Origin of the sequence: Halorubrum salipaludis (assembly GCF_002286985.1) — an archaeon.
In the GTDB taxonomy this organism is placed as follows: Archaea; Halobacteriota; Halobacteria; order Halobacteriales; family Haloferacaceae; genus Halorubrum; species Halorubrum salipaludis.
Window position 1 is genome coordinate 225074 of record NZ_NSKC01000004.1, and the last position, 18160, is coordinate 243233.

16 protein-coding genes and 1 tRNA gene are annotated in these 18160 nt (G+C 70.6%); 10 read left to right on the forward strand and 7 right to left on the reverse strand.

Translation table 11 applies throughout. The annotated features are described in order from the left end of the window. Positions 1-45 precede the first annotated feature (45 nt). Together CK500_RS09180 and CK500_RS09185 are read right to left on the reverse strand one after the other, a co-directional pair. Positions 46-417, reverse strand: a complete 372-nt coding sequence (locus tag CK500_RS09180) for a hypothetical protein (protein WP_095636930.1) — start codon at positions 415-417, stop codon at positions 46-48. A gap of 137 nt (positions 418-554) precedes the next feature. After that, on the reverse strand, positions 555-1955 hold the full coding sequence (locus tag CK500_RS09185; protein ID WP_095636931.1) for a phosphoglucomutase/phosphomannomutase family protein: 1401 nt from the start codon (positions 1953-1955) through the stop codon (positions 555-557). A gap of 130 nt (positions 1956-2085) precedes the next feature. Between CK500_RS09185 and CK500_RS09190 the strand changes: the two genes are divergently transcribed. The 7 genes from CK500_RS09190 (at position 2086) to CK500_RS09220 (ending at position 9386) form a co-directional block, all read left to right on the forward strand. After that, complete coding sequence (locus CK500_RS09190) at positions 2086-2634, forward strand: NADPH-dependent FMN reductase (protein ID WP_095636932.1); 549 nt, start codon at positions 2086-2088, stop codon at positions 2632-2634. Between the two features lie 180 nt (positions 2635-2814). Then, positions 2815-3366: a Holliday junction resolvase Hjc gene (gene hjc / locus CK500_RS09195; RefSeq protein WP_095636933.1), complete on the forward strand. Its 552-nt coding sequence runs from the start codon at positions 2815-2817 to the stop codon at positions 3364-3366. Between the two features lie 97 nt (positions 3367-3463). Continuing rightward, positions 3464-4414: a serine/threonine-protein kinase Rio1 gene (gene rio1, locus CK500_RS09200; RefSeq protein WP_095636934.1), complete on the forward strand. Its 951-nt coding sequence runs from the start codon at positions 3464-3466 to the stop codon at positions 4412-4414. A gap of 100 nt (positions 4415-4514) precedes the next feature. Continuing rightward, a complete protein-coding gene (locus CK500_RS09205) occupies positions 4515-5057 on the forward strand; it encodes a KH domain-containing protein (protein ID WP_095636935.1) in 543 nt (180 codons plus the stop codon). A 706-nt stretch (positions 5058-5763) separates the two neighbouring features. Next, the gene (thsA, locus tag CK500_RS09210) at positions 5764-7413 is read left to right on the forward strand and encodes a thermosome subunit alpha (RefSeq protein WP_095636936.1); all 1650 of its coding nucleotides are present in this window, start codon (positions 5764-5766) and stop codon (positions 7411-7413) included. A gap of 350 nt (positions 7414-7763) precedes the next feature. Further along, positions 7764-8420, forward strand: a complete 657-nt coding sequence (locus CK500_RS09215; RefSeq protein WP_095636937.1) for a lactate utilization protein — start codon at positions 7764-7766, stop codon at positions 8418-8420. A gap of 144 nt (positions 8421-8564) precedes the next feature. After that, positions 8565-9386 carry an alpha/beta fold hydrolase gene (locus tag CK500_RS09220; RefSeq protein WP_095636938.1) on the forward strand — a complete coding sequence of 274 codons (822 nt, stop codon included), beginning with the start codon at positions 8565-8567 and terminating at the stop codon, positions 9384-9386. A gap of 174 nt (positions 9387-9560) precedes the next feature. Here the strand turns inward: CK500_RS09220 and CK500_RS09225 are convergent. Beyond that, positions 9561-9634, reverse strand: a tRNA-Lys gene (locus CK500_RS09225). A gap of 111 nt (positions 9635-9745) precedes the next feature. On the opposite strand from CK500_RS09225, the gene CK500_RS09230 reads away from it, so the two are divergent. Then, entirely contained in the window at positions 9746-11137 is a 1392-nt protein-coding gene (locus CK500_RS09230; RefSeq protein WP_095636939.1) for a M20/M25/M40 family metallo-hydrolase, read from the forward strand. Here the strand turns inward: CK500_RS09230 and CK500_RS09235 are convergent. Then, positions 11110-11778: a DUF7119 family protein gene (locus CK500_RS09235; RefSeq protein WP_095636940.1), complete on the reverse strand. Its 669-nt coding sequence runs from the start codon at positions 11776-11778 to the stop codon at positions 11110-11112. The two genes, CK500_RS09230 and CK500_RS09235, sit on opposite strands and share 28 nt — an antisense overlap. A 164-nt stretch (positions 11779-11942) precedes the next feature. Between CK500_RS09235 and CK500_RS09240 the strand changes: the two genes are divergently transcribed. After that, positions 11943-13076 (forward strand): aminopeptidase, encoded by a 1134-nt coding sequence (locus CK500_RS09240; protein WP_095636941.1) that lies wholly within the window; start codon positions 11943-11945, stop codon positions 13074-13076. Between the two features lie 380 nt (positions 13077-13456). On the opposite strand, the gene pheT is transcribed toward CK500_RS09240, so the two are convergent. Beyond that, positions 13457-15193: a phenylalanine--tRNA ligase subunit beta gene (gene pheT / locus CK500_RS09245; RefSeq protein ID WP_095636942.1), complete on the reverse strand. Its 1737-nt coding sequence runs from the start codon at positions 15191-15193 to the stop codon at positions 13457-13459. Next, on the reverse strand, positions 15193-16701 hold the full coding sequence (gene pheS / locus CK500_RS09250; RefSeq protein ID WP_095636943.1) for a phenylalanine--tRNA ligase subunit alpha: 1509 nt from the start codon (positions 16699-16701) through the stop codon (positions 15193-15195). Before pheS ends, pheT begins: the two co-directional genes overlap by 1 nt. A 288-nt stretch (positions 16702-16989) precedes the next feature. On the opposite strand from pheS, the gene CK500_RS09255 reads away from it, so the two are divergent. After that, a complete protein-coding gene (locus tag CK500_RS09255) occupies positions 16990-17307 on the forward strand; it encodes a HalOD1 output domain-containing protein (protein ID WP_095636944.1) in 318 nt (105 codons plus the stop codon). A gap of 33 nt (positions 17308-17340) precedes the next feature. On the opposite strand, the gene CK500_RS09260 is transcribed toward CK500_RS09255, so the two are convergent. Further along, positions 17341-18060, reverse strand: coding sequence for a peptidase (locus CK500_RS09260; protein WP_095636945.1), 720 nt, complete (start codon positions 18058-18060; stop codon positions 17341-17343). Between the last annotated feature and the right edge of the window lie 100 nt (positions 18061-18160).

The window sequence follows — 18160 nt, forward strand, 5'->3', positions numbered from 1 at the left end:
GCGAATCACCTAAAAAGGCACCCGATCGGACCGGCACGGAAACGCTCAAAACGACCGGATCAGCCGGGCGACGACGACCGCGAGCGTGACCACGATCCGCAACAGTCGGAGGCGCTCGATCCGGTATTCGACCGACTCGGGGTCGCACTCGTCGTCGGTCTCGGACGGGTCGGTCTTGGCCCGGTCGCGTTCCGACCGATCGGGGCCCGACCGATCGCGCTCCCCCTCCTCGGGAGGGTCGACGCCGTCGCGGGGGCGGTCGTCGTCTCGGCCGCTCTCGTCTCGGCCGTTCTCGTCTCGATCGCTGTTGTCTCGTGGGTTCCGAGGCGAGTTCGCTCCGCGGGTCGCGCTCGGCTCGTCGATCGGTGCACCGGTCGGTTCGTTGAGCGTCGGGGGTGCGGGGATCTCGTCGGACATGGAACGACTGCGGCCGACTCGGCGACCGCACGCGACGATACGGAGTTAATTCATAAGTATTCGAGCCGAATGCAAGGCGGAACTGAAAGTCGTCGAGCGGTCGGTCTCCCGGACGCCGCCCGGTGCTCCGAAACCGCTCAGATCAGCGGGTCGACGATCTCGCGGCCCTCGGCGAGCAGGTCGTCGACCGCCGCCTCCGAGTCGGCCTCGGCGTACACCCGGAGCTTCGGCTCCGTTCCCGAGGGACGGACGAGCAGCCACGAGCCGTTCTCCAAGAGGAGCTTGAAGCCGTCGAGGGTGACCACCTTCGCGACGCCGTGCCCGGCGACCGACTCGGGGATGTGGTCCTCCAGGTCGTCGAGGACGGCCGCCTTGCGGTCGTCGGGGCAGTCGAGCGACACCCGCCCGGAGGCGATCGCCCCGTGCTCGTCCAGCAGGCGGTCGACGCGGTCGTCGAACGGCTCCGCGGCGTGGGTGTTCGCGGCCAAAAGCGCCATCAGCACGCCGTCCTTCTCGCGGACGTGGCCGCGGAGGGTGAACCCCCCCGACTCCTCGCCGCCGAACAGCGCGTCGCGCTCGCCCATCGCCTCGGCGACCCACTTGAACCCGACGGGGGTCTCGTACACCTCCTCGCCGTGCGCCTCCGCGATGCGGTCGACGAGGAACGTCGTGGAGACGGTTCGGACCGCGGGCCCGGAGTCGTGCTCCAGGAGCCGGTCGTAGCAGGCGGCGTAGAAGAGGTTCGCGTTGAGCACGCCGCGCTCGGGCGTGACGACCGCGATCCGGTCCGCGTCGCCGTCGTTGGCGATCCCCAGGTCCACGTCGCTGTCGGGATCGGTGACGCGAGCGGTGAGTTCGCCGAGGTGCTCGGCCGACGGCTCCGGGGAGTCGCCGCCGAAGGTCACGTCGCGCTCGCAGCGCAGCCGGACGACCTCGGCGCCGGCCGACTCGAGGAGCGCGTCGGTGACCCCCCGTCCGCTCCCGTGCATCGCGTCGTACGCGACCGTGACGCCGTCGAGGTCGATCCCCGCCCCTCCGGTCGCGGCGCCGACGACCGCGCGGGCCGCGTCGGCGTGGTCGCTCACGAGGTCGACCCGCGACACCTCGCCGCGCTCGGCCGCGGGCAGCAGGTCGGGCTCCGCGAGCCGCTCCTCGATGTCCTCGGTGACCTCGGGGAGCGCGGGCGCGCCGTCGTCAGGGATGAACTTCACGCCGTTGTACTCGGGCGGGTTGTGCGAGGCGGTGATCATGCAGGCGCCGGCGAGCCCGCGGTCGACGATGGCGTGCGCGATGACGGGCGTCGGCGCATCGCGCTCGGGGAGGAGCACGTCGAAGCCGTTGCCGGAGATGACCTCCGCGAGGCTCTCCGCGAACCCCTCCGAGGTCTCCCGGGCGTCGTAACCGACCGCGACCGGCTCGTCGCGGCCGGCCGTCTCAAGGTGGTCGGCGACCGCCTGCCCCACGATCCGCACGCGCTCGTCGGTGAACGTGTCGAGGGTGGCCCGCCAGCCGTCCGTGCCGAAGGCAATCTGATCCATGTCGACCACGTCGGCGGCGAGGACAATAATGACCGGTGTCCTCCTCGGACGGAGTCGGTTGTCGGCTCCCGTCGGCTCCGGCCGTCGCCGGACTCGCCGCGCTTTTGCGCCCGGCACGCGAAGCGGAGGCATGACCCGAATCGTGGCGGTGTCCGGCAGCCGCCGAACGGCGAGCACCACGCGGGCGGCGCTCAGCGTCGCGCTCGACGCCGCGGCGGACGCCGGCGCCGAGACCGACCTGATCGATCTGGGCGCGGTCGACCTCCCGCTGTATCACCCGGACGAGGACGGACAGGGCGACAGCGAGGCGCTGACACGGCGCGTCCGCGAGGCCGACGGCGTGCTCGCCGGCACCCCCGTCTACCGCGGCTCGTACTCCTCGACGTTCAAGAACTTCCACGACTTCTGCGGCTCCGACGAGTACGCGAACACCGCCGTCGGACTGCTCGCGACCGCGGGCGGGGGGTCGTACGGCGGGACGCTCGAACACCTCCGGTCGACGTTCCGGAACGTCCACGCGTGGACGGTCCCGCACGAGGTCGGGATCCGGGGCGCCTCGTCGGTCGTCGAGACGGGCGACGCCGACGCCGGACCGCGGATCACCGACGACGACATCCGGCGGCGCACGGAGACGCTGGGGCGGGTCGTCGTCGAGCACGCGGAGCGGCTGCGGGAGTGAGGCGGTCCCGGGCGAGTGAGGCGGCCCCGGGCGAGTGAGGCGGCCCCGGGCGAGTGAGGCGGTCCCGGGCGAGTGAGGAGGCCTCCGGCGAGTGAGGCGGCCCCAGGCCACGGATCGGGGGCCGCGCGACCCGCCGGGCTTTTGAACGCCTCACGCCTACGGCGTCCATGACCGAACCGGGTGACGACGACCGTGTCCGCTAACCGGAAGGGGGACCGCCGCGAGCGCGAGCTGGTGAACGCCTTGGACGAGGCGGGGTTCGCCGTGATGCGCGCCCCGGCCAGCGGCGCCGCGACGGAGCGGGAGCTGCCAGACGTGCTCGCGGGCGACGGCGAGACGTTCTACGCGATCGAGGCGAAGTCGAGCGCGGGCGACCCCATCTACCTCACCGGCGAGGAGGTGGAGGCGCTCCTCTTCTTCGCGCGGAACTTCGGCGCGAAGGCCCGGATCGCGGTGCGGTTCGACCGCGAGGACTGGTACTTCTTCCACCCCGGCGACCTGTACACCACCGACGCCGGGTCGTACCGGGTGAAAAAGGAGACGGCGCTCGCGGACGGCACCGACTTCCCCGAGTTCGTCGGCGAGACCGAGAAGGTGACGCTCGGCGAGGTCGGGGAAGAGGGTGACAGCGGCGAGGATCCGATCGATCCCGAGACGGAGGAGCGCCGAGGGATTCTGGAGGCGGTCCGGGACGGCCACATGCCGGTCGAAGACGCGCTCGACGTGCTGTGAGGACGACGACCGCGGTCCCGGCAGCCGCGGTCCGCGGCGGTCGGCGGGAACCGCGGACCCCCTCGCTTATCCCTCGTCGCGTCGAACATCGACGCGAATGAGCGAGGAGTTCGTCCTGCTCGAACCCGACGATCAGCCCGGTGACGAGTGGGAACAGCTGGACGTCTCCGACACGGAGGCGGACCGGATCGCCCGCCGACAGGACCGGGAGTTCGACGAGTTCCGCAAGCGGATCAAAGACACCGAGCAGTTCAAACTCCAGGAGTCGGTGTTCGACGACGCGACGCTGGCGGCCATCTACAAGCTCGTGCAGGACGGCTACGTCGACGCCTTCGGTGGGCCGGTGTCGACCGGGAAAGAGGCGAGCGTCTTCGAGGCGCTCGGCGGGCAGGCGGGCGAGCGTCCCGAGCCGGGGTCGGCGGCCGCGGGCGGCGGCCCCGAGGGGGTCACGCCCGAGCGCGAGGTCGCGGTGAAGGTGTACCGGATCAATTCCTCGAACTTCCGGCACATGCGCGAGTACCTCGAGGGCGACCCCCGCTTCGAGGGGATCGCGAGCGACAAGAAGGCGGTCGTGCTGGCGTGGACGCGCAAGGAGTTCGCGAACCTCGAACGCGCGCGCAAGGCGGGCGTGCGGGTGCCCGAACCGATCGCGGTCCAGCGGAACGTCCTCGTGATGGAGCTCGTCGGGCACGCCGAGGACCGGGCGCGACGGCTGAACGAGGTCGACGTGGAGAACCCCGAGACCGCCTACGAGGTCGTCCGCGAGTACATGCGCCGGCTCTACCGCGCCGGGCTGATCCACGGCGACCTCTCCGAGTACAACATGATCATCCACGACGGCGAGCTGGTGATCATCGACCTGGGCCAGGCCGTGACGGTCCACCACCCGAACGCCGGGGAGTTCTTAGCGCGCGACTGCGAGAACGTGGCGGCCTTCTTCACGCGGGAGGGGATCGACGTCGACCCCGACGACCTCCGCGCGTACGTGACGGAGCCGGAACCGGACCCGAGCGGAGAGGCACCCGACGGCTCTCCCGACGAGACGTGAGGGGCGGAACCCCCGCGAGCAGGCCGCAACCGCCCGGTACTGAGGCGCACACCGCCGACGGCGGAACACGCTTAAAAGGCTCGGGCGGGTAGTTCGGCGTATGCAACACGTGACGGTTCCGCAGGACCGTATCGGCGTCGTCATCGGCGCCGGCGGCGAGACGATGCGGGAGATCGAAGAGCGGGCGAACGTGCGGCTCGACATCGACTCGGAGTCGGGCAGCGTCGCCATCGAGGAGCGCGACGACCCGGTGGCCGCGATGGTGGCGCCGGACATCATTAAGGCGATCGGGCGCGGCTTCAAGCCGGAGACGGCGCTTTCGATCCTCGACCACGACCTCCGGACGCTCGATTTGATCGACCTGTCCGAGCACACCCGCAACGACAACGACCTCCAGCGCAAGAAGGGCCGGATCATCGGCGAGAACGGGCGCACGCGGGAGCTCATCGAGGAGCTGTCGGGCGCGAACGTCGTTGTCTACGGTTCCACCGTGGGCGCCGTCGGTCAGCCGGAGGAGATCGAGGTCGTTCGGCGGGCCGTCGGGATGCTGCTGGACGGGGCCCCCCACGGCGCGGTGTACTCGTACCTAGAGCGCATGTCGAACGAGCTCGACGACGACGTGAGCTTCAACGCGCCGCAGTAATCGGCAGAGTTTCTCGGTCTTGCGGGCGGCGTCGCTTTTTGTTTATATTGCTTTTATTTGTGATGTAGAGAACTCCTCCAAAGCCCCAGGCGCTCACTTATAAACACCTGACCACAGATCGACGGCGAACTCCCCAAAGCCCCAGTCACGAGGCGGGCGCACGCTCGCTGTCGTTCGAAAGGCGCGAAGCGCCTTTCGTGATGTCGTCAGAACGCGAAGCGTTCTGACTGCTAGCCAGAAATCTCCGATTTCTGGCGATGACGAGACGCCGGAGGCGTCTCGAACCACGCTCCTCACTCGGTCGCTACCGCTCCTTCGCTGCGGTGCTTGCGTCGCCTGCGCCCGCCTCGCGACTGCCCCTTCGAGTCCCACCCCGCACAGCAACCGCACCTCACACCTCCCCAGCCTCGCCGCTCGCTCGGGGCTCCCTCCGGTCGCCCGCGTCGCTCGCGGCGTCCCTCGCGCGTGCTGTCTCGCGGCGCTTCGCGCCGCTCGCAGGCACGCGCCACCGCGGTCCGTTTATAAGCATCTTGCGTCCAGCAGTTGATCTAGAGTTCTATAAAAAGGGCTATGTGAACGCACCGCATACCGTCCGATACTCCCCCACCGTGTTGCGGTTTCGCACGAACTGAACGACACATTTATATAGAATCACAATCAATCAATGGCTGTAATGTCACAGCGCCAGCGGATGGGCAATCAGCCCATGATCGTACTTTCCGAGGAGTCGCAGCGTACCTCCGGGAAGGACGCTCAGAACATGAACATCACGGCCGGCAAGGCGGTCGCGGAGTCCGTCCGCACCACGCTCGGCCCGAAAGGGATGGACAAGATGCTCGTCGACTCCGGCGGGTCCGTCGTCGTCACGAACGACGGCGTCACCATCCTGAAGGAGATGGACATCGACCACCCGGCGGCCAACATGATCGTCGAGGTCTCCGAGACGCAGGAGGAGGAGGTCGGCGACGGCACCACCTCCGCGGTCGTGGTCGCCGGTGAACTCCTCGATCAGGCCGAGGAGCTCCTCGACCAGGACATCCACGCGACGACCCTCGCGCAGGGGTACCGTCAGGCCGCCGAGAAGGCCAAGGAGATCATCGAGGACGAGGCCATCGACGTCTCCGAGGACGACTACGACACCCTCGTCCAGATCGCCGAGACGGCGATGACGGGCAAGGGCGCCGAGAACTCCAAGGACCTGCTCGCCGAGCTCGTCGTCGACTCCGTGCTCGCGGTCAAAGACGAGGACGGCATCGACACGGAGAACGTCTCCGTCGAGAAGGTCGTCGGCAGCTCGATCGACAAGTCCGAGCTCGTCGAGGGCGTCATCGTCGACAAGGAGCGCGTCGACGAGAACATGCCCTTCGCGGTCGAGGACGCCGACGTGGCGCTGTTCGACGGCGCTATCGAGGTCAAGGAGACGGAGATCGACGCCGAGGTCAACGTCACGGACCCCGACCAGCTCCAGCAGTTCCTCGACCAGGAAGAGGAGCAGCTCCGCGAGATGGTCGACCACCTCGTCGACATCGGCGCCGACGTCGTCTTCGTCGGTGACGGCATCGACGACATGGCCCAGCACTACCTCGCGCAGGAAGGCATCCTCGCCGTCCGCCGCGCGAAGTCCGACGACCTGAAGCGCCTCGCCCGCGCGACCGGCGGCCGCGTCGTCTCCAACCTCGACGACATCGAGGAGGACGACCTCGGCTTCGCCGGCTCCGTCGCCCAGAAGGACATCGGCGGCGACGAGCGCATCTTCGTCGAGGACGTCGAAGAGGCGAAGTCCGTCACGCTCATCCTCCGCGGCGGCACCGAACACGTCGTCGACGAGGTCGAGCGCGCCATCGACGACTCGCTCGGCGTCGTCCGCACGACGCTGCTCGACGGGAAGGTGCTGCCCGGCGGCGGCGCCCCCGAGGCCGAGCTCGCGCTGCAGCTTCGCGACTTCGCCGACTCCGTCGGCGGCCGCGAGCAGCTCGCCGTCGAGGCGTTCGCCGACGCGCTGGAAGTCATCCCGCGCACCCTCGCCGAGAACGCGGGTCTCGACCCCATCGACTCGCTGGTCGACCTCCGCTCCCGCCACGACGGCGGCGAGTTCGGCGCCGGTCTCGACGCCTACACGGGCGACGTGATCGACATGGAGGCCGAAGGCGTCGTGGAGCCGCTCCGCGTCAAGACCCAGGCCATCGAGTCCGCCACCGAGGCGGCCGTCATGATCCTCCGCATCGACGACGTCATCGCGGCCGGCGACCTCAAGGGCGGCGGCTCCGACGACGGCGGCGACGAGGGCGGTCCCGGCGGCGCGCCCGGCGGCATGGGCGGCATGGGCGGCATGGGCGGCATGGGCGGCGCGATGTAAGCGAGGTTCTGAAAGAACCTCGATACCGAGCGGGGAGCGCACGCGACCCGCGAGGTGTGAAGTTCGGCGAGAACTCACACGCCCCCTGATCCCGACCGCAGCCGCTTCACCGAACCGCCTTCCGACCGACCGTCGCGCGCCCCTTCGGGCCCCGACGACACGCGATTTTTATCGACGACTCGACCGGAGAGCGACGCGCTCGTCGATCGACCGCGATCATCGGTATCGACCCGCACATTCGTCGGCGGCGACACGAGGGTAACACCCGCGTAACCACCGGACAGCGGTGTCCGCGAGCGATTAAGTGGCTCCCGGCCCTCCGATCGGTAGACGAGGTTCTCACGTTCACCATGCCACAGCAGAAAGCCGACTACGCAGACGACGCCGAGATCGACGCGGAACTAGACGAGCTTCCGGACGAGGAGACGGTCGAGGCGACGGTCGAAAGCCTCGAGGAGCGCGGCTTCGACGTGGTCGTCGTCGACGACGCCGACGAGGCGTTGGAGGCGGTCCAGTCGCAGATTCCGGCGGGCGTCTCCGTGATGAACGGGCACTCGACGACGCTCGAGGAGATCGGGTTCGACGACCTGCTCGGCGAGGGCGACCACGAATGGGAGAGCCTCCCCGACCAGATCTGGAGCATCGACGACGACGACGAGCGACAGACCGCGCGACGGGAGTCACAGACGGCCGACTACTTCCTCGGCGGCATCAACGCGATCGCGCAGACCGGCGAGCTCGTCGCCGCCGACCTCTCGGGCAGCCGGATCGGCGCGTACCCGTTCGCCGCGGGCAACGTCGTCATCGTCTCCGGGACGAACAAGATCGTCCCCTCGCTCGACGACGCGCTCGACCGCCTCGAGTCCGTCGCGTACCCGCTCGAGAACGAGCGCGCGCAGGAGGCGTACGGCGTCGAGTCGGCGATCGCCAAGCAGCTCATCTACCGCCGCGAGACCGAGGAGGGCCGGACGACGGTCGTCCTCGTGCGCGAACAGCTCGGGTACTGAAACACGAATACGCCGTCGGTCGACGGCGACACGCTCCCCTTTCCCCCGGTTTTCACCGCCGTGAGCGCCGCGGTTCGCGGCGTCGAGGCCGCGAGACCGCAACCCGTTTGCCGCCCCTCCGAGAAGCGGCGCGTAGGTCCCATCATGACGCCCCGCCCAACCGATCTCCGGACGGACGCGTGTACCCTCTCCGACGGACGTACCCTCTCGTACGCGACCGGCGGCGACCCGGACGGTCACCCGGTCGTCGTTCACCACGGCACGCCGGGGTCGCGGCTGTTCGGAGCGCTGTTGTCGGCGCCCGCGACCGAGGCCGGCGTCCGGCTCCTCGTCCCCGATCGGCCGGGATACGGTCGGTCGTCGCCGCCACCGAGCGAGTGGTCGAGAGAAGAGTGGGCGGCGGACGTGACCGAGCTCCTCGACGCGGAATCGATCGACCTGGCCGGCGCGCTCGGCTTCTCCGGCGGCGGTCCGTTCGCGCTCGCGGCCGCGGCCGACGATCGAGTGACCCGAGTCGGCCTGATCAGCACCGTCGTCCCCCCGGCCGAGAACGCCCTCGCCACGCTGGCGTCGGTCCCGTTCGCGCTGCGCGCGATGTTCCGCCTCTCGAAGGCGTTCGCGTCGGTCTCCGGGCCGAACGCGGTCGTCTCGCAGTACACGGGCCGGACCGTATCCGACGCGGTCGCCGAGGCGGTCGCGGCCGACTTTCACGAGGCCCTCGACCGCGGCGCCCGCGCGGTCGAGCGCGAAAACCGGTCGTTCGCGAGCGCGACGCTCGATCCCAACCCGTCGGGCGTCCCCCTCCGCGCCTGGCACGGCACGGGCGACGAGAACACGCCGCTTCCGCCGGTTCGGTCGCTCGTCCAGGAAAGCGGCGGGACGCTGGAGACCGTCGACGCCGATCACCTCGGGACGCTGCTCGACCGCCGGCGGGCGGCGTTGGAGTGGGTCGGCGAGACGCGGTGACCGCGGCCTCGACGCGGTCGGCGGCCTCGCGGCTCACAGTTTGCTCGCGGCGGTACAGCGGGCCGGGAGGGATTCGAACCCCACTCGCACGGTCGCCTCGCTCCGCTCGGCGCTGCGTGCTCCCTGGTTCGAATCCCTCTGGCGTTTTCACTGCTCCCGTTGGTCGCAGGAAAACGGGCCGGGAGGGATTCGAACCCCCGACCGTCCGGTTAAAAGCCGGACGCTCTCCCTAACTGAGCTACCGGCCCAGACAGGAATCCGTACGGCGAGACCACGGATAAACGTTTAGAAACCGCGTGCGGCGGGGCGATCGCCCGTCGATCCGAAACGGTTTCCGAGCCCCCGCCGTCGCCGACGGCATGGACTTCGACATGCGCGCGTTCGCCGCCGACCTCTGCCGGTTCGCCTCCACGGCCGGCGAGGAGGCGGCCGCCGCCGACTTCGTCGAAGGCGAGCTCGACGCGCTCGGCTTCGAGACGTACGCGTGGGACGCCGACCCGGACCTGCTCGCCGACCACCCCTCCTTCCCGGACGACCTCGACGAGTCCGACGTGGCGGGCCGCCGGAGCGTCGCCGGCGTGCTCGAACTCGGCGGGACCGAGGAAGGAGGAGGCGACGGCGAGGACGCGACCGACGACGCCCCCACGGTCGTCCTGAACGGTCACATCGACGTGGTGCCGGCCGAGCCCGCCGAGTGGTCGATCGATCCGTTCGAACCGGCGTGGGGAGAGGCCGAGGAGGGGATCGCAGGCGACGAGCGCGGCGAGACCCTCACGGCCCGCGGCGCGGCGGACATGAAGTCGGGGGTCGCGGCGTGCGTCGGCGCGGCCGTCGACGTGCGAGAGGCGGTCGCGGCCGGCGCGATCGACCTCCCGGACGCGGGGCTCCGGGTCGTCGTCGAGGCGGTCGCCGGCGAGGAGGACGGCGGGTACGGGGCCGCGACCGCGGCGCTCGCGAACCCCTACCCCTTCGAGCGCGACGCCGCGATCGTCGCGGAGCCGACCGAGCTGCGTCCCGTGGTCGCCTGCGAGGGGTCGCTGATGGCGCGGCTGGAGCTGACCGGGCGGAGCGCGCACGCCGCCACGCGCTGGCGCGGCGAGGACGTGCTCCCGCGGTTCGAGGCGATCCGGGAGGCGTTCACGGAGCTGGAGACGGAGCGCGGCGAGGCGGTCGACCATCCCCTGTACGGCGAGTTCCCGGTCCCGTGGCCCGTCGTCTGCGGGACGGTCGAGGCCGGCTCGTGGGCGTCGACGGTGCCGGCGACGCTCTCCGCGGAGTTCCGGATCGGCGTGGCGCCCGGCGAGACGGTCGACGAGGTGGAGGAGACGTTCCGCGAGCGACTCGCAGAGGTGGCCGACGACGACCCGTGGCTCCGCGAGCACCCGCCGTCGTTCGAGCGGTTCTCGGTGCAGTTCGAGCCCGCGGAGATCGCCGTCGACGAGCCGATCGTCGAGGCGGTCCGCGCCGGGATCGCCGACGCCGGCCTCCCCGACGCGGAGCCGACCGGCGCGACCTACGGCGCCGACTCCAGACACTACGTCGCGGCGGGGATCCCGACGGTCCTGTTCGGTCCCGGCACGATCACGGAGGCGCACTACCCGGACGAGACGATCGCGTGGGAGGAGGTCGAACGGGGGCGCGAGGCGATCGCGGCCGCGGTCGGCCGGTTCGCGGCGGGGTACGCGGCCGGACCGGAGGGACACTCCGCGGCCAGATCGGGAGATTACGCCGCGTCAGACTCGGAGAAGTAGTCGGCGAGCGCCTCCGCGACGAGGTCGCCGGGGTCGACGTTCCGGTTCGAGGCGCGGCGCCTGAGCTCCACGTAGGCGTCGAGCGGGAGCCCGATCTCGACGCGGCCGAGCTCGACGCCCGCCTCGCGGACCGCGGCCTCGACGTCCTCGCCGTCGTTGACGGCGGAGGCGATGGAGCGCACCTCCCGGACCGTGAGGTCGCCGTCGATCGTCGCCCAGGCCAGCAGGTAGCGGTCGGTCCCGCCGAGGCGCGCGACGTGTTTCGCCGCGCTCGGTGCAATCTGCCCGCTCGCGACCTGCCGGCGGATCGCCTGCGGGAGGTCGTGGACGCGGGCCCACTTGCGGATGAACGCCACCGAGACGCCGTCGCCGGCGCGCTCGGCGGCCGCCTTGTACGAGCCGACGCCGCGGACCAGCGCGGCGCAGGCGGCCGCCCCCCGGAGCATCAGCACGTGGTCGTCGTCGCCAACGTCGCCGGCCGCGAAGCGGGCGACCGTCTCGGCCGCTTCGGCGACGCTCTCGGGGTCGTCGGGGTCGAACCCCACCGCCTCGGCGGCGCGCTCGCCCGTGACCTCCGGGTCCGCCCGGACGACGGGCTCGCCGACGGGAGAGCGTCTGTCCGCGGGTGACTCCTCGTTCATGTCCTACCACTTCGGGTGCGCGCACATAAGCGGCCGGCACCGGGGCAGGTTTCGCTGACGACGGCGACGGCCGAGACGGCCGGTTCGGCGGGCGGTCGGGACCGCGTCCCGGCGCGTGCGGCCGACGAGGAGGGATTTTTACCGGGGGACCGACACCTCACGGCATGGACGAACGCGTACGCGAACACGCGGAAGTGCTCGTCGACTGGAGCGCGCGGGTCGAGGCCGGCGACGACGTGGTCGTGAGCGTCGCCGAGGACGCCCACGACCTCGGCGTCGCGGTCGCTGAGGCGCTCGGCGAGCGAGGGGCCAACGTCACGACGCTGTACGGGTCGGCGGAGCTGTCGCGGGCGTACCTGAAAGGCGCCGAGGCGGGGGCCGACGGCGACGTCCCCTCCTTCGACGACGACCCGGCCGTCGAGCGCGCGCTGTTCGAGGCCGCGGACGCCTACCTCCGGATCGGCGGCGGGCGCAACACCACCGCGACCGCGGACGTGGAAAGCGAGACGCGGCAGGCGTACGCGAAAGCGCGGCGGGGCGTGCGCGAGGCGCGGATGGACACCGACTGGGTGTCGACGGTCCATCCCACGCGCTCGCTCGCCCAGCAGGCCGGGATGGCCTACGAGGAGTACCAAGAGTTCGTCTACGACGCGGTGCTCCGCGACTGGGAGGCGCTCGCCGACGAGATGGCGGCGATGAAAGACGCCCTCGATCGGGGCGACGAGGTACGGATCGTCACCGAGCGCGACGACGCGCCCGACACGGACATCACGATGTCGATCGCGGGCCGCACCGCGGTCAACTCCGCCGCCTCCGTGGCGTACGACTCCCACAACCTCCCCTCCGGCGAGGTGTTCACCGCGCCCTACGACACCGAGGGGGAGGCGTTCTTCGACGTGCCGATGACGATCGACGCGACCCGCGTCCGGGACGTGCACCTCGTCTTCGAGGACGGCGAGGTCGTCGACTTCTCGGCCGGCGCCGGCGAGGACGCGCTCGCGAGCGTGCTCGACACCGACGCCGGCGCCCGGCGGCTCGGCGAGCTCGGCATCGGGATGAACCGCGGGATCGACCGGTTCACCGACTCGATCCTCTTCGACGAGAAGATGGGCGACACGATCCACCTCGCGGTCGGCCGCGCCTACGACGCCTGCCTGCCGGAGGGCGAGTCCGGCAACGACAGCGCGGTCCACGTCGACATGATCAGCGACGTGAGCGCGGACTCCCGGCTGGAGATCGACGGTGAGGTCGTCCAGCGGAACGGGACGTTCCGGTGGGAGGACGGCTTCGAGGGCTGATCGGGGAGGCTCGGCGGCGGAGAGACGGTATATAAACGACAAACGGTGCGGTGGCGCGTGCCTTCGAGGCCGCCCCGCGGCCGAGAAGCACGCGCGAGGGAGTCGCGACGCGAGGGGGCGACCGAAGGGAGCCCCGAGCGAGCGACGAGGCTGGGGAGGCCTGAGGCTGCGGTGCCGTGCGGTCGGGTGGGACTCAAAGGGGCAGTCGCGCTCGGCGAACCCCAGCGACGTAAGCACCGCAAGGAGCGAGCAACGCGAGCGACTGAGGAGCACAGCGAGCTGTGGGAGCCGAGCGCGACTGGGGCTTTGGAGATCCTCACCGTCGATCTGGAGTCAACGCCGTATAAACGCCTGACGGCAGTGTAAAGACCGACTCCGAATTACTGCAGCGCGTTAAGGTGGAACTCGAAGGCGGCGACGGGCACCTCCAGGTCGTGTTCGACGAGCACGGCGGGATGGATCTCACCGATCACGCCGACTTCCTCGCCGTCGATCACGACCGCGGCGGTCCGGCCGTCGATGAACGAGGGGTGCTCCGTGCGCGGCGTCTCCAGCTCGGCGCCGAAGTCGTCGCACAGCGCCTGTAAGCGGCCCTTGGCGGCCTCGTAGGAGGCGTCGCGCCGGGCGACCGCGCCGGCGACGTGGCGGCGCTCGGCGACGTTGGTGTCCTCGGTCTCGTCGCGCTCGGCCGCGAAGCCGACCTCCGCGACGTCCTGCGGGTAGGCGTTGTGGGTGTTCCGCTCCAGCAGCATCAGCAGCGAGGGAGTCGCCCACGTGCGGAGCTGGGTGTACTCCTCGCTGTACGGCTCCGTGATCTCGACGGGGTCGCCGCCGCCGAAGGCGTCGCTTCCGGACCCCAGGTTCATCCGGTCGTAGTTCTCGGTCCCGCTCGTCATGTGGAAGTTCAGGAGATCCTCGAAGCCGAGGCCGACGAGGCTCGTCCGGACCGCGTCCTCCAGCCGGGAGCGCTCGTGGCGCCCGCCGACCGTCCCCACGTCGGGGTAGCGCGGCTCCAGGTTGTCGAAGCCGTACGCGCGGCCCACGTCGTCGACCAGGTCGAGGGGGTGGAGCACGTCGACGCGGTACGGGGGAATTTCGACCTCGTAGGTCACGTCCTCGTCGAGGGTGTAGGAGGCGTCGAGGCCGGCGCGCTCGAAGCAGTCGACGACCTCCTCGGGCTCGAAGTCGACGCCGAGGAGCGTCTCGATCCGGTCGTGGCCGACCGCCTTCTCGTCGGTGTCGAAGTTCGGACGGACCAGCTCCGCGCCGTACTCGCTCGGGTGCGTCGCGCCGTCGGCGTAGTTCACCTCGACCTCCTCGATCGTCGCGCCGCGGGCCGAGAGGGCGTAACAGATGATGTTGCACATCCGGTCGATCGTCCATTGGTCGGTGCCGGTGAGCTCGACGAACAGCTCGCGGGAGCCCGTCGTCACCTCGGTCCGCTTCCCGTTGATGACGGGCGGGAACGAGAAGAGGCCGAGCTCGTCGTAGATCGCGGGGTACCGGTCGAGGTCCTCGACGAGGTCGGCGTACGTCTCTCCGGTGGCGTGCTCGTCGAGCACCTCGTTCGGCGTCAGCTCGTCGTTCGAATCGAGCGGGACGAACGTGTCGCCGTCGGGGTCGACGCCGCGGTAGGTGATCGACGGCTCCGCGCCCTCCTGTAAGGGCGCGCCCTTGACCATCGCGAGGTCGTGGATGCCGATCGCGCCCTTCGCGCGGCCGCGCCCCATCGTCGCGTGGAGCTTCTCCTGCAGCTGGATCAGCGACTCCAAGGCCCCCTCGTCGAGGTCGACACCGCGGACCACGGCACCAGTGACGTACGGGCGCTCGTCGGGGACCGACTCGTCGACCTCGATCGTCCACTCGGGGTCGTTCGTGTCGGGCACGTAGACGCCGCGGTCGTCGCCGTAGTGGTAGCGCAGCGAGCGCGCGACGCCCTCGACCGAGAGCCGGTCGAGCCGGTCGGGCGCGAACTCGAACTGGAGGAGGCCGTCGTCGGTCTCCCCCTCGAACTCTAAGCCGAGCCCGAACAGGTCCTCCTTGAACTCCTCGTCGCTCGTGTCGGTGCGACCCGTCAATCCGCGCAGCTCGTCGGTGTCGATGTCGACGACGGGCATCAGTAGCTCACCTCCGCGTCGCGCAGGAACTCGATGTCTGCCAGCGTCCCGTGGAGGTCGCGGATGTCCTCCGCGCCCGTCGTGAGCATCGCGAGCCGCTCCAAGGCGAGCCCCCACGCCATCACGTCGCAGTCGACGCCGAGCGGGCCGGTGACCTCCTCGCGGAAGACGCCGGAGTTCCCGATCTCGATCTCCTCGCCCGTCTCCGGGTGTTCGCCGAACAGCTCGAAGGAGGGCTCCGTGTACGGGTTGTAGTGCGGCTTAAAGCGGATGTCCGTGATCCCGAACTGCCGGTAGAACTCCTCGAAGGTGCCCATCAGGTCGCGCACCGAGAGGTCCTCGGCCATCACCCACCCCTCGATCTGGAAGAACTCCAGTAAGTGCGTCGGGTCGAGCGTGTCGTTGCGGTACACCTTCTCGACGGAGAAGTAGCGCTGCGGCGGTTCGAGCTCGGCGCCCGCGATCCCGGAGAGGTACCGCATCGACAGCGAGGTGGTGTGTCCGCGGAGGGCGACCTCGCGGGCGAAGTCCTTGGACCACGGCGAGTGGTAGCCGTCGCCGTCGATCCCCCAGCCGTCGCGGTGGGCCGCCTCGACGCGGGCCATCAGCTCGTCCGGGATCCCCTCCATCGGCGGCACGTCCAGCGCGAACCGGTCCCAGTGGGTCCGCGCCGGATGGTCCTGCGGCATGAACAGGCAGTCGTTGATCCAGAAGTCGCTGTCGGCGTGGGGGCCCTCCATCTCCTGGAACCCCATGCCGACTAAAACGTCCTTCACGCGGTCGGCGGTGCGGCGGAGGACGTGTTTCCGGCCGCCCTGCGCCGTCGGCGCGTCGGCCTCGACGTTGTACTCGGAGAACTCCACGTCGCGCCACTCGCCGCTGGCGAGCAGCTCCGGGGTGAGCTCCGAGACGGTCTCGGTCGCCTCAACGCCCGTCATCAGGGCGTCGACGCCGTCGTCGGTGAGCGTCACCGACCGGGTGACCGACTCGCCGCGGTCCACGAGCCCGCGGGAGTCGAGCTGGTCGAGGACCGCGTCGTCGACCGCCGGGTCGTCGCCGTCGGCGAGCGCCGCGAGCGCGGCCGCCTCCCGGTCGGCGTCCGGGTCGGCGTCGGCGGCGATCCGGAGCTCGCCCGAGTCGATCGAGCCGAGTCCCTTGCGCGCGAAGTTCGAGAGCGCGATGTCGACCTCGGGCCCGTCGAGGTCGGCCTCGCCGATGACCCGCCCCATCGAGACCGCGGCCTCGTCGGCGCCGAGCGCGAGCCCGGCGCGGTAGAGCCGCGTCTCGGGGAGGTCGTCGTCGACGTACCGCCGGCCCTCGTCGGTGAGGCCGAGCGTCTCGGCGGCGGTCTCGACGACGGAGAGGAGTCCCTCGTCGCGAAGGTCGAAGGCCGCGCCGGTGACCGTCTCGGGCTTCAGTCCGGTCTCCGCCGCGATCTCGTCTATCGTCCGTTCGTCCGTCGCGCTCGCGGCCTCGAGGACCGCGAGCTGTCGTTCCGGGAGTCGCATTCGAGTTGTCTGTATACGCGTCTGGCTGGTTGGTAACGGTTCCGGCACGTCGCCGCCGATCCGCCCGGTTTCACCGCCCCGCCGCGGGGCGGATCCGCCGCGCGCGGATCAGGCGAAAAAGAACCCGAACGCGTCGCCGTCGGCTCCGGTGGCGATGCCCGCTCCGGCGCGTTCGAGTGCCATGGTGTCGCGTGGCAAGCGAACGGTAATAGTCGTTTCGCCCGGCCAAATTTCAGCGACGATAAACGAGCCCGGAGAGTTATATGTGAGTTCGACGCCGAAACGAGCATGAGCAGCGCACCGGCGGGATCGCGGGGGCACGGAGCGGACTCGGGAACGGTCTCGGAGACGGTCCGCGTCGAGCACGGCGACGACGGTCCGGCGCCGAGCCGCGCCGTCGTCGAGGCCGTCGCCGGCGCCGCCGGCGTCGAGCCGGTCGATCTGGCCGACGAGGCGGGGATCGTCCTCTACGATCACGTGGATTTGGACGCACTGGACGCGCTCGTGGCCAGCCGTCACGGAGGCGACATCGACGTCACCCTCTCCGTCGCCGGCTACGAGGTCACCGTCGACGCGACGGCGGTCGTCGCCGAGCGCGCGCGATAGCGATACCGACCCCGGGCTCGTCGAGAGGCGGACTTACGAAGCGTCCTCCGACGCGTTCTCCGCCCCGTCGCGCTCCCGCAGCGCCGCGATCCGATCGCCGAGCGGGGGCTGTACCTCGAACCACGTCGACCAGTCGCCGGTCGCCGGCTCGACCCCGCGGAGCGCCGCCGCGCGCTCGAACGCGTCGGCGACCCGGTCCGCGCCGACCGCGTCCGCGGCCCGGTCGTCGGCCGCGTACTGCACCCGCCGGCCGACCCAGAACGCGGCGAGCCCGACGGCGACGAGCGACGCGAACCCCGCGTCGAACGGGACCGTCGCGGTGACGATCGCGGCCAGCACGCCGACGACCGCCGCGACCGCGACGGCCCGGAACTCCCCGTAGTACGTCTCGACGCGGCCGGCCTCGGCGGCGAGAAGGCCGATCGCGACGTCGTCGTCCAGGTCGTCGAGCACCGCCTCGGAGAGGAACAGCACGCGCCGGCGGGGCGGCCCGCGGACCGCGACCTCGATGGATCCGGCGTTCTCGCCGGCGTCGTCGCCGGTTTCCCCTTCGGCCCCGTCCGCGCTGCGGCGCTCGATCGCGACCCGATCCACGTCAAGCCCGGCCGTCTCGCGAAGGTAGTCGAGGCGGCCGCGCTCGGCGTCGGTCGGCTCCCGGAGGTCGCGGAACCGGTCGACCGCGTACAGGGGCCCGATCTCGACGGCGAGAAACGCCACGGCGGCGACGCCGACGAGGAAGACGGGCGTGAGCATCGTCCGCGGGTCCGTCCCCGAGCGGTAAAAAGGCGGGAGTTCGCGGGTCGCCGGGGAGGGGAAGGGAAAGAAAGGAAAGGAAGGGAGGGCGCCGCGGGCC

Excerpts from the sequence above, each read along its gene's own strand:
- pheS (WP_095636943.1), bottom strand. The coding sequence starts at position 16,701 with ATGCGACTCCCGGAACGACAGCTCGCGGTCCTCGAGGCCGCGAGCGCG.
- CK500_RS09205 (WP_095636935.1), top strand. The coding sequence starts at position 4,515 with ATGCAACACGTGACGGTTCCGCAGGACCGTATCGGCGTCGTCATCGGC.
- CK500_RS09235 (WP_095636940.1), bottom strand. The coding sequence starts at position 11,778 with ATGAACGAGGAGTCACCCGCGGACAGACGCTCTCCCGTCGGCGAGCCC.
- CK500_RS09190 (WP_095636932.1), top strand. The coding sequence starts at position 2,086 with ATGACCCGAATCGTGGCGGTGTCCGGCAGCCGCCGAACGGCGAGCACC.
- CK500_RS09230 (WP_095636939.1), top strand. The coding sequence starts at position 9,746 with ATGGACTTCGACATGCGCGCGTTCGCCGCCGACCTCTGCCGGTTCGCC.
- CK500_RS09180 (WP_095636930.1), bottom strand. The coding sequence starts at position 417 with ATGTCCGACGAGATCCCCGCACCCCCGACGCTCAACGAACCGACCGGT.
- rio1 (WP_095636934.1), top strand. The coding sequence starts at position 3,464 with ATGAGCGAGGAGTTCGTCCTGCTCGAACCCGACGATCAGCCCGGTGAC.
- CK500_RS09215 (WP_095636937.1), top strand. The coding sequence starts at position 7,764 with ATGCCACAGCAGAAAGCCGACTACGCAGACGACGCCGAGATCGACGCG.
- CK500_RS09255 (WP_095636944.1), top strand. The coding sequence starts at position 16,990 with ATGAGCAGCGCACCGGCGGGATCGCGGGGGCACGGAGCGGACTCGGGA.
- CK500_RS09185 (WP_095636931.1), bottom strand. The coding sequence starts at position 1,955 with ATGGATCAGATTGCCTTCGGCACGGACGGCTGGCGGGCCACCCTCGAC.
- CK500_RS09240 (WP_095636941.1), top strand. The coding sequence starts at position 11,943 with ATGGACGAACGCGTACGCGAACACGCGGAAGTGCTCGTCGACTGGAGC.
- CK500_RS09260 (WP_095636945.1), bottom strand. The coding sequence starts at position 18,060 with ATGCTCACGCCCGTCTTCCTCGTCGGCGTCGCCGCCGTGGCGTTTCTC.
- CK500_RS09220 (WP_095636938.1), top strand. The coding sequence starts at position 8,565 with ATGACGCCCCGCCCAACCGATCTCCGGACGGACGCGTGTACCCTCTCC.
- pheT (WP_095636942.1), bottom strand. The coding sequence starts at position 15,193 with ATGCCCGTCGTCGACATCGACACCGACGAGCTGCGCGGATTGACGGGT.
- thsA (WP_095636936.1), top strand. The coding sequence starts at position 5,764 with ATGATCGTACTTTCCGAGGAGTCGCAGCGTACCTCCGGGAAGGACGCT.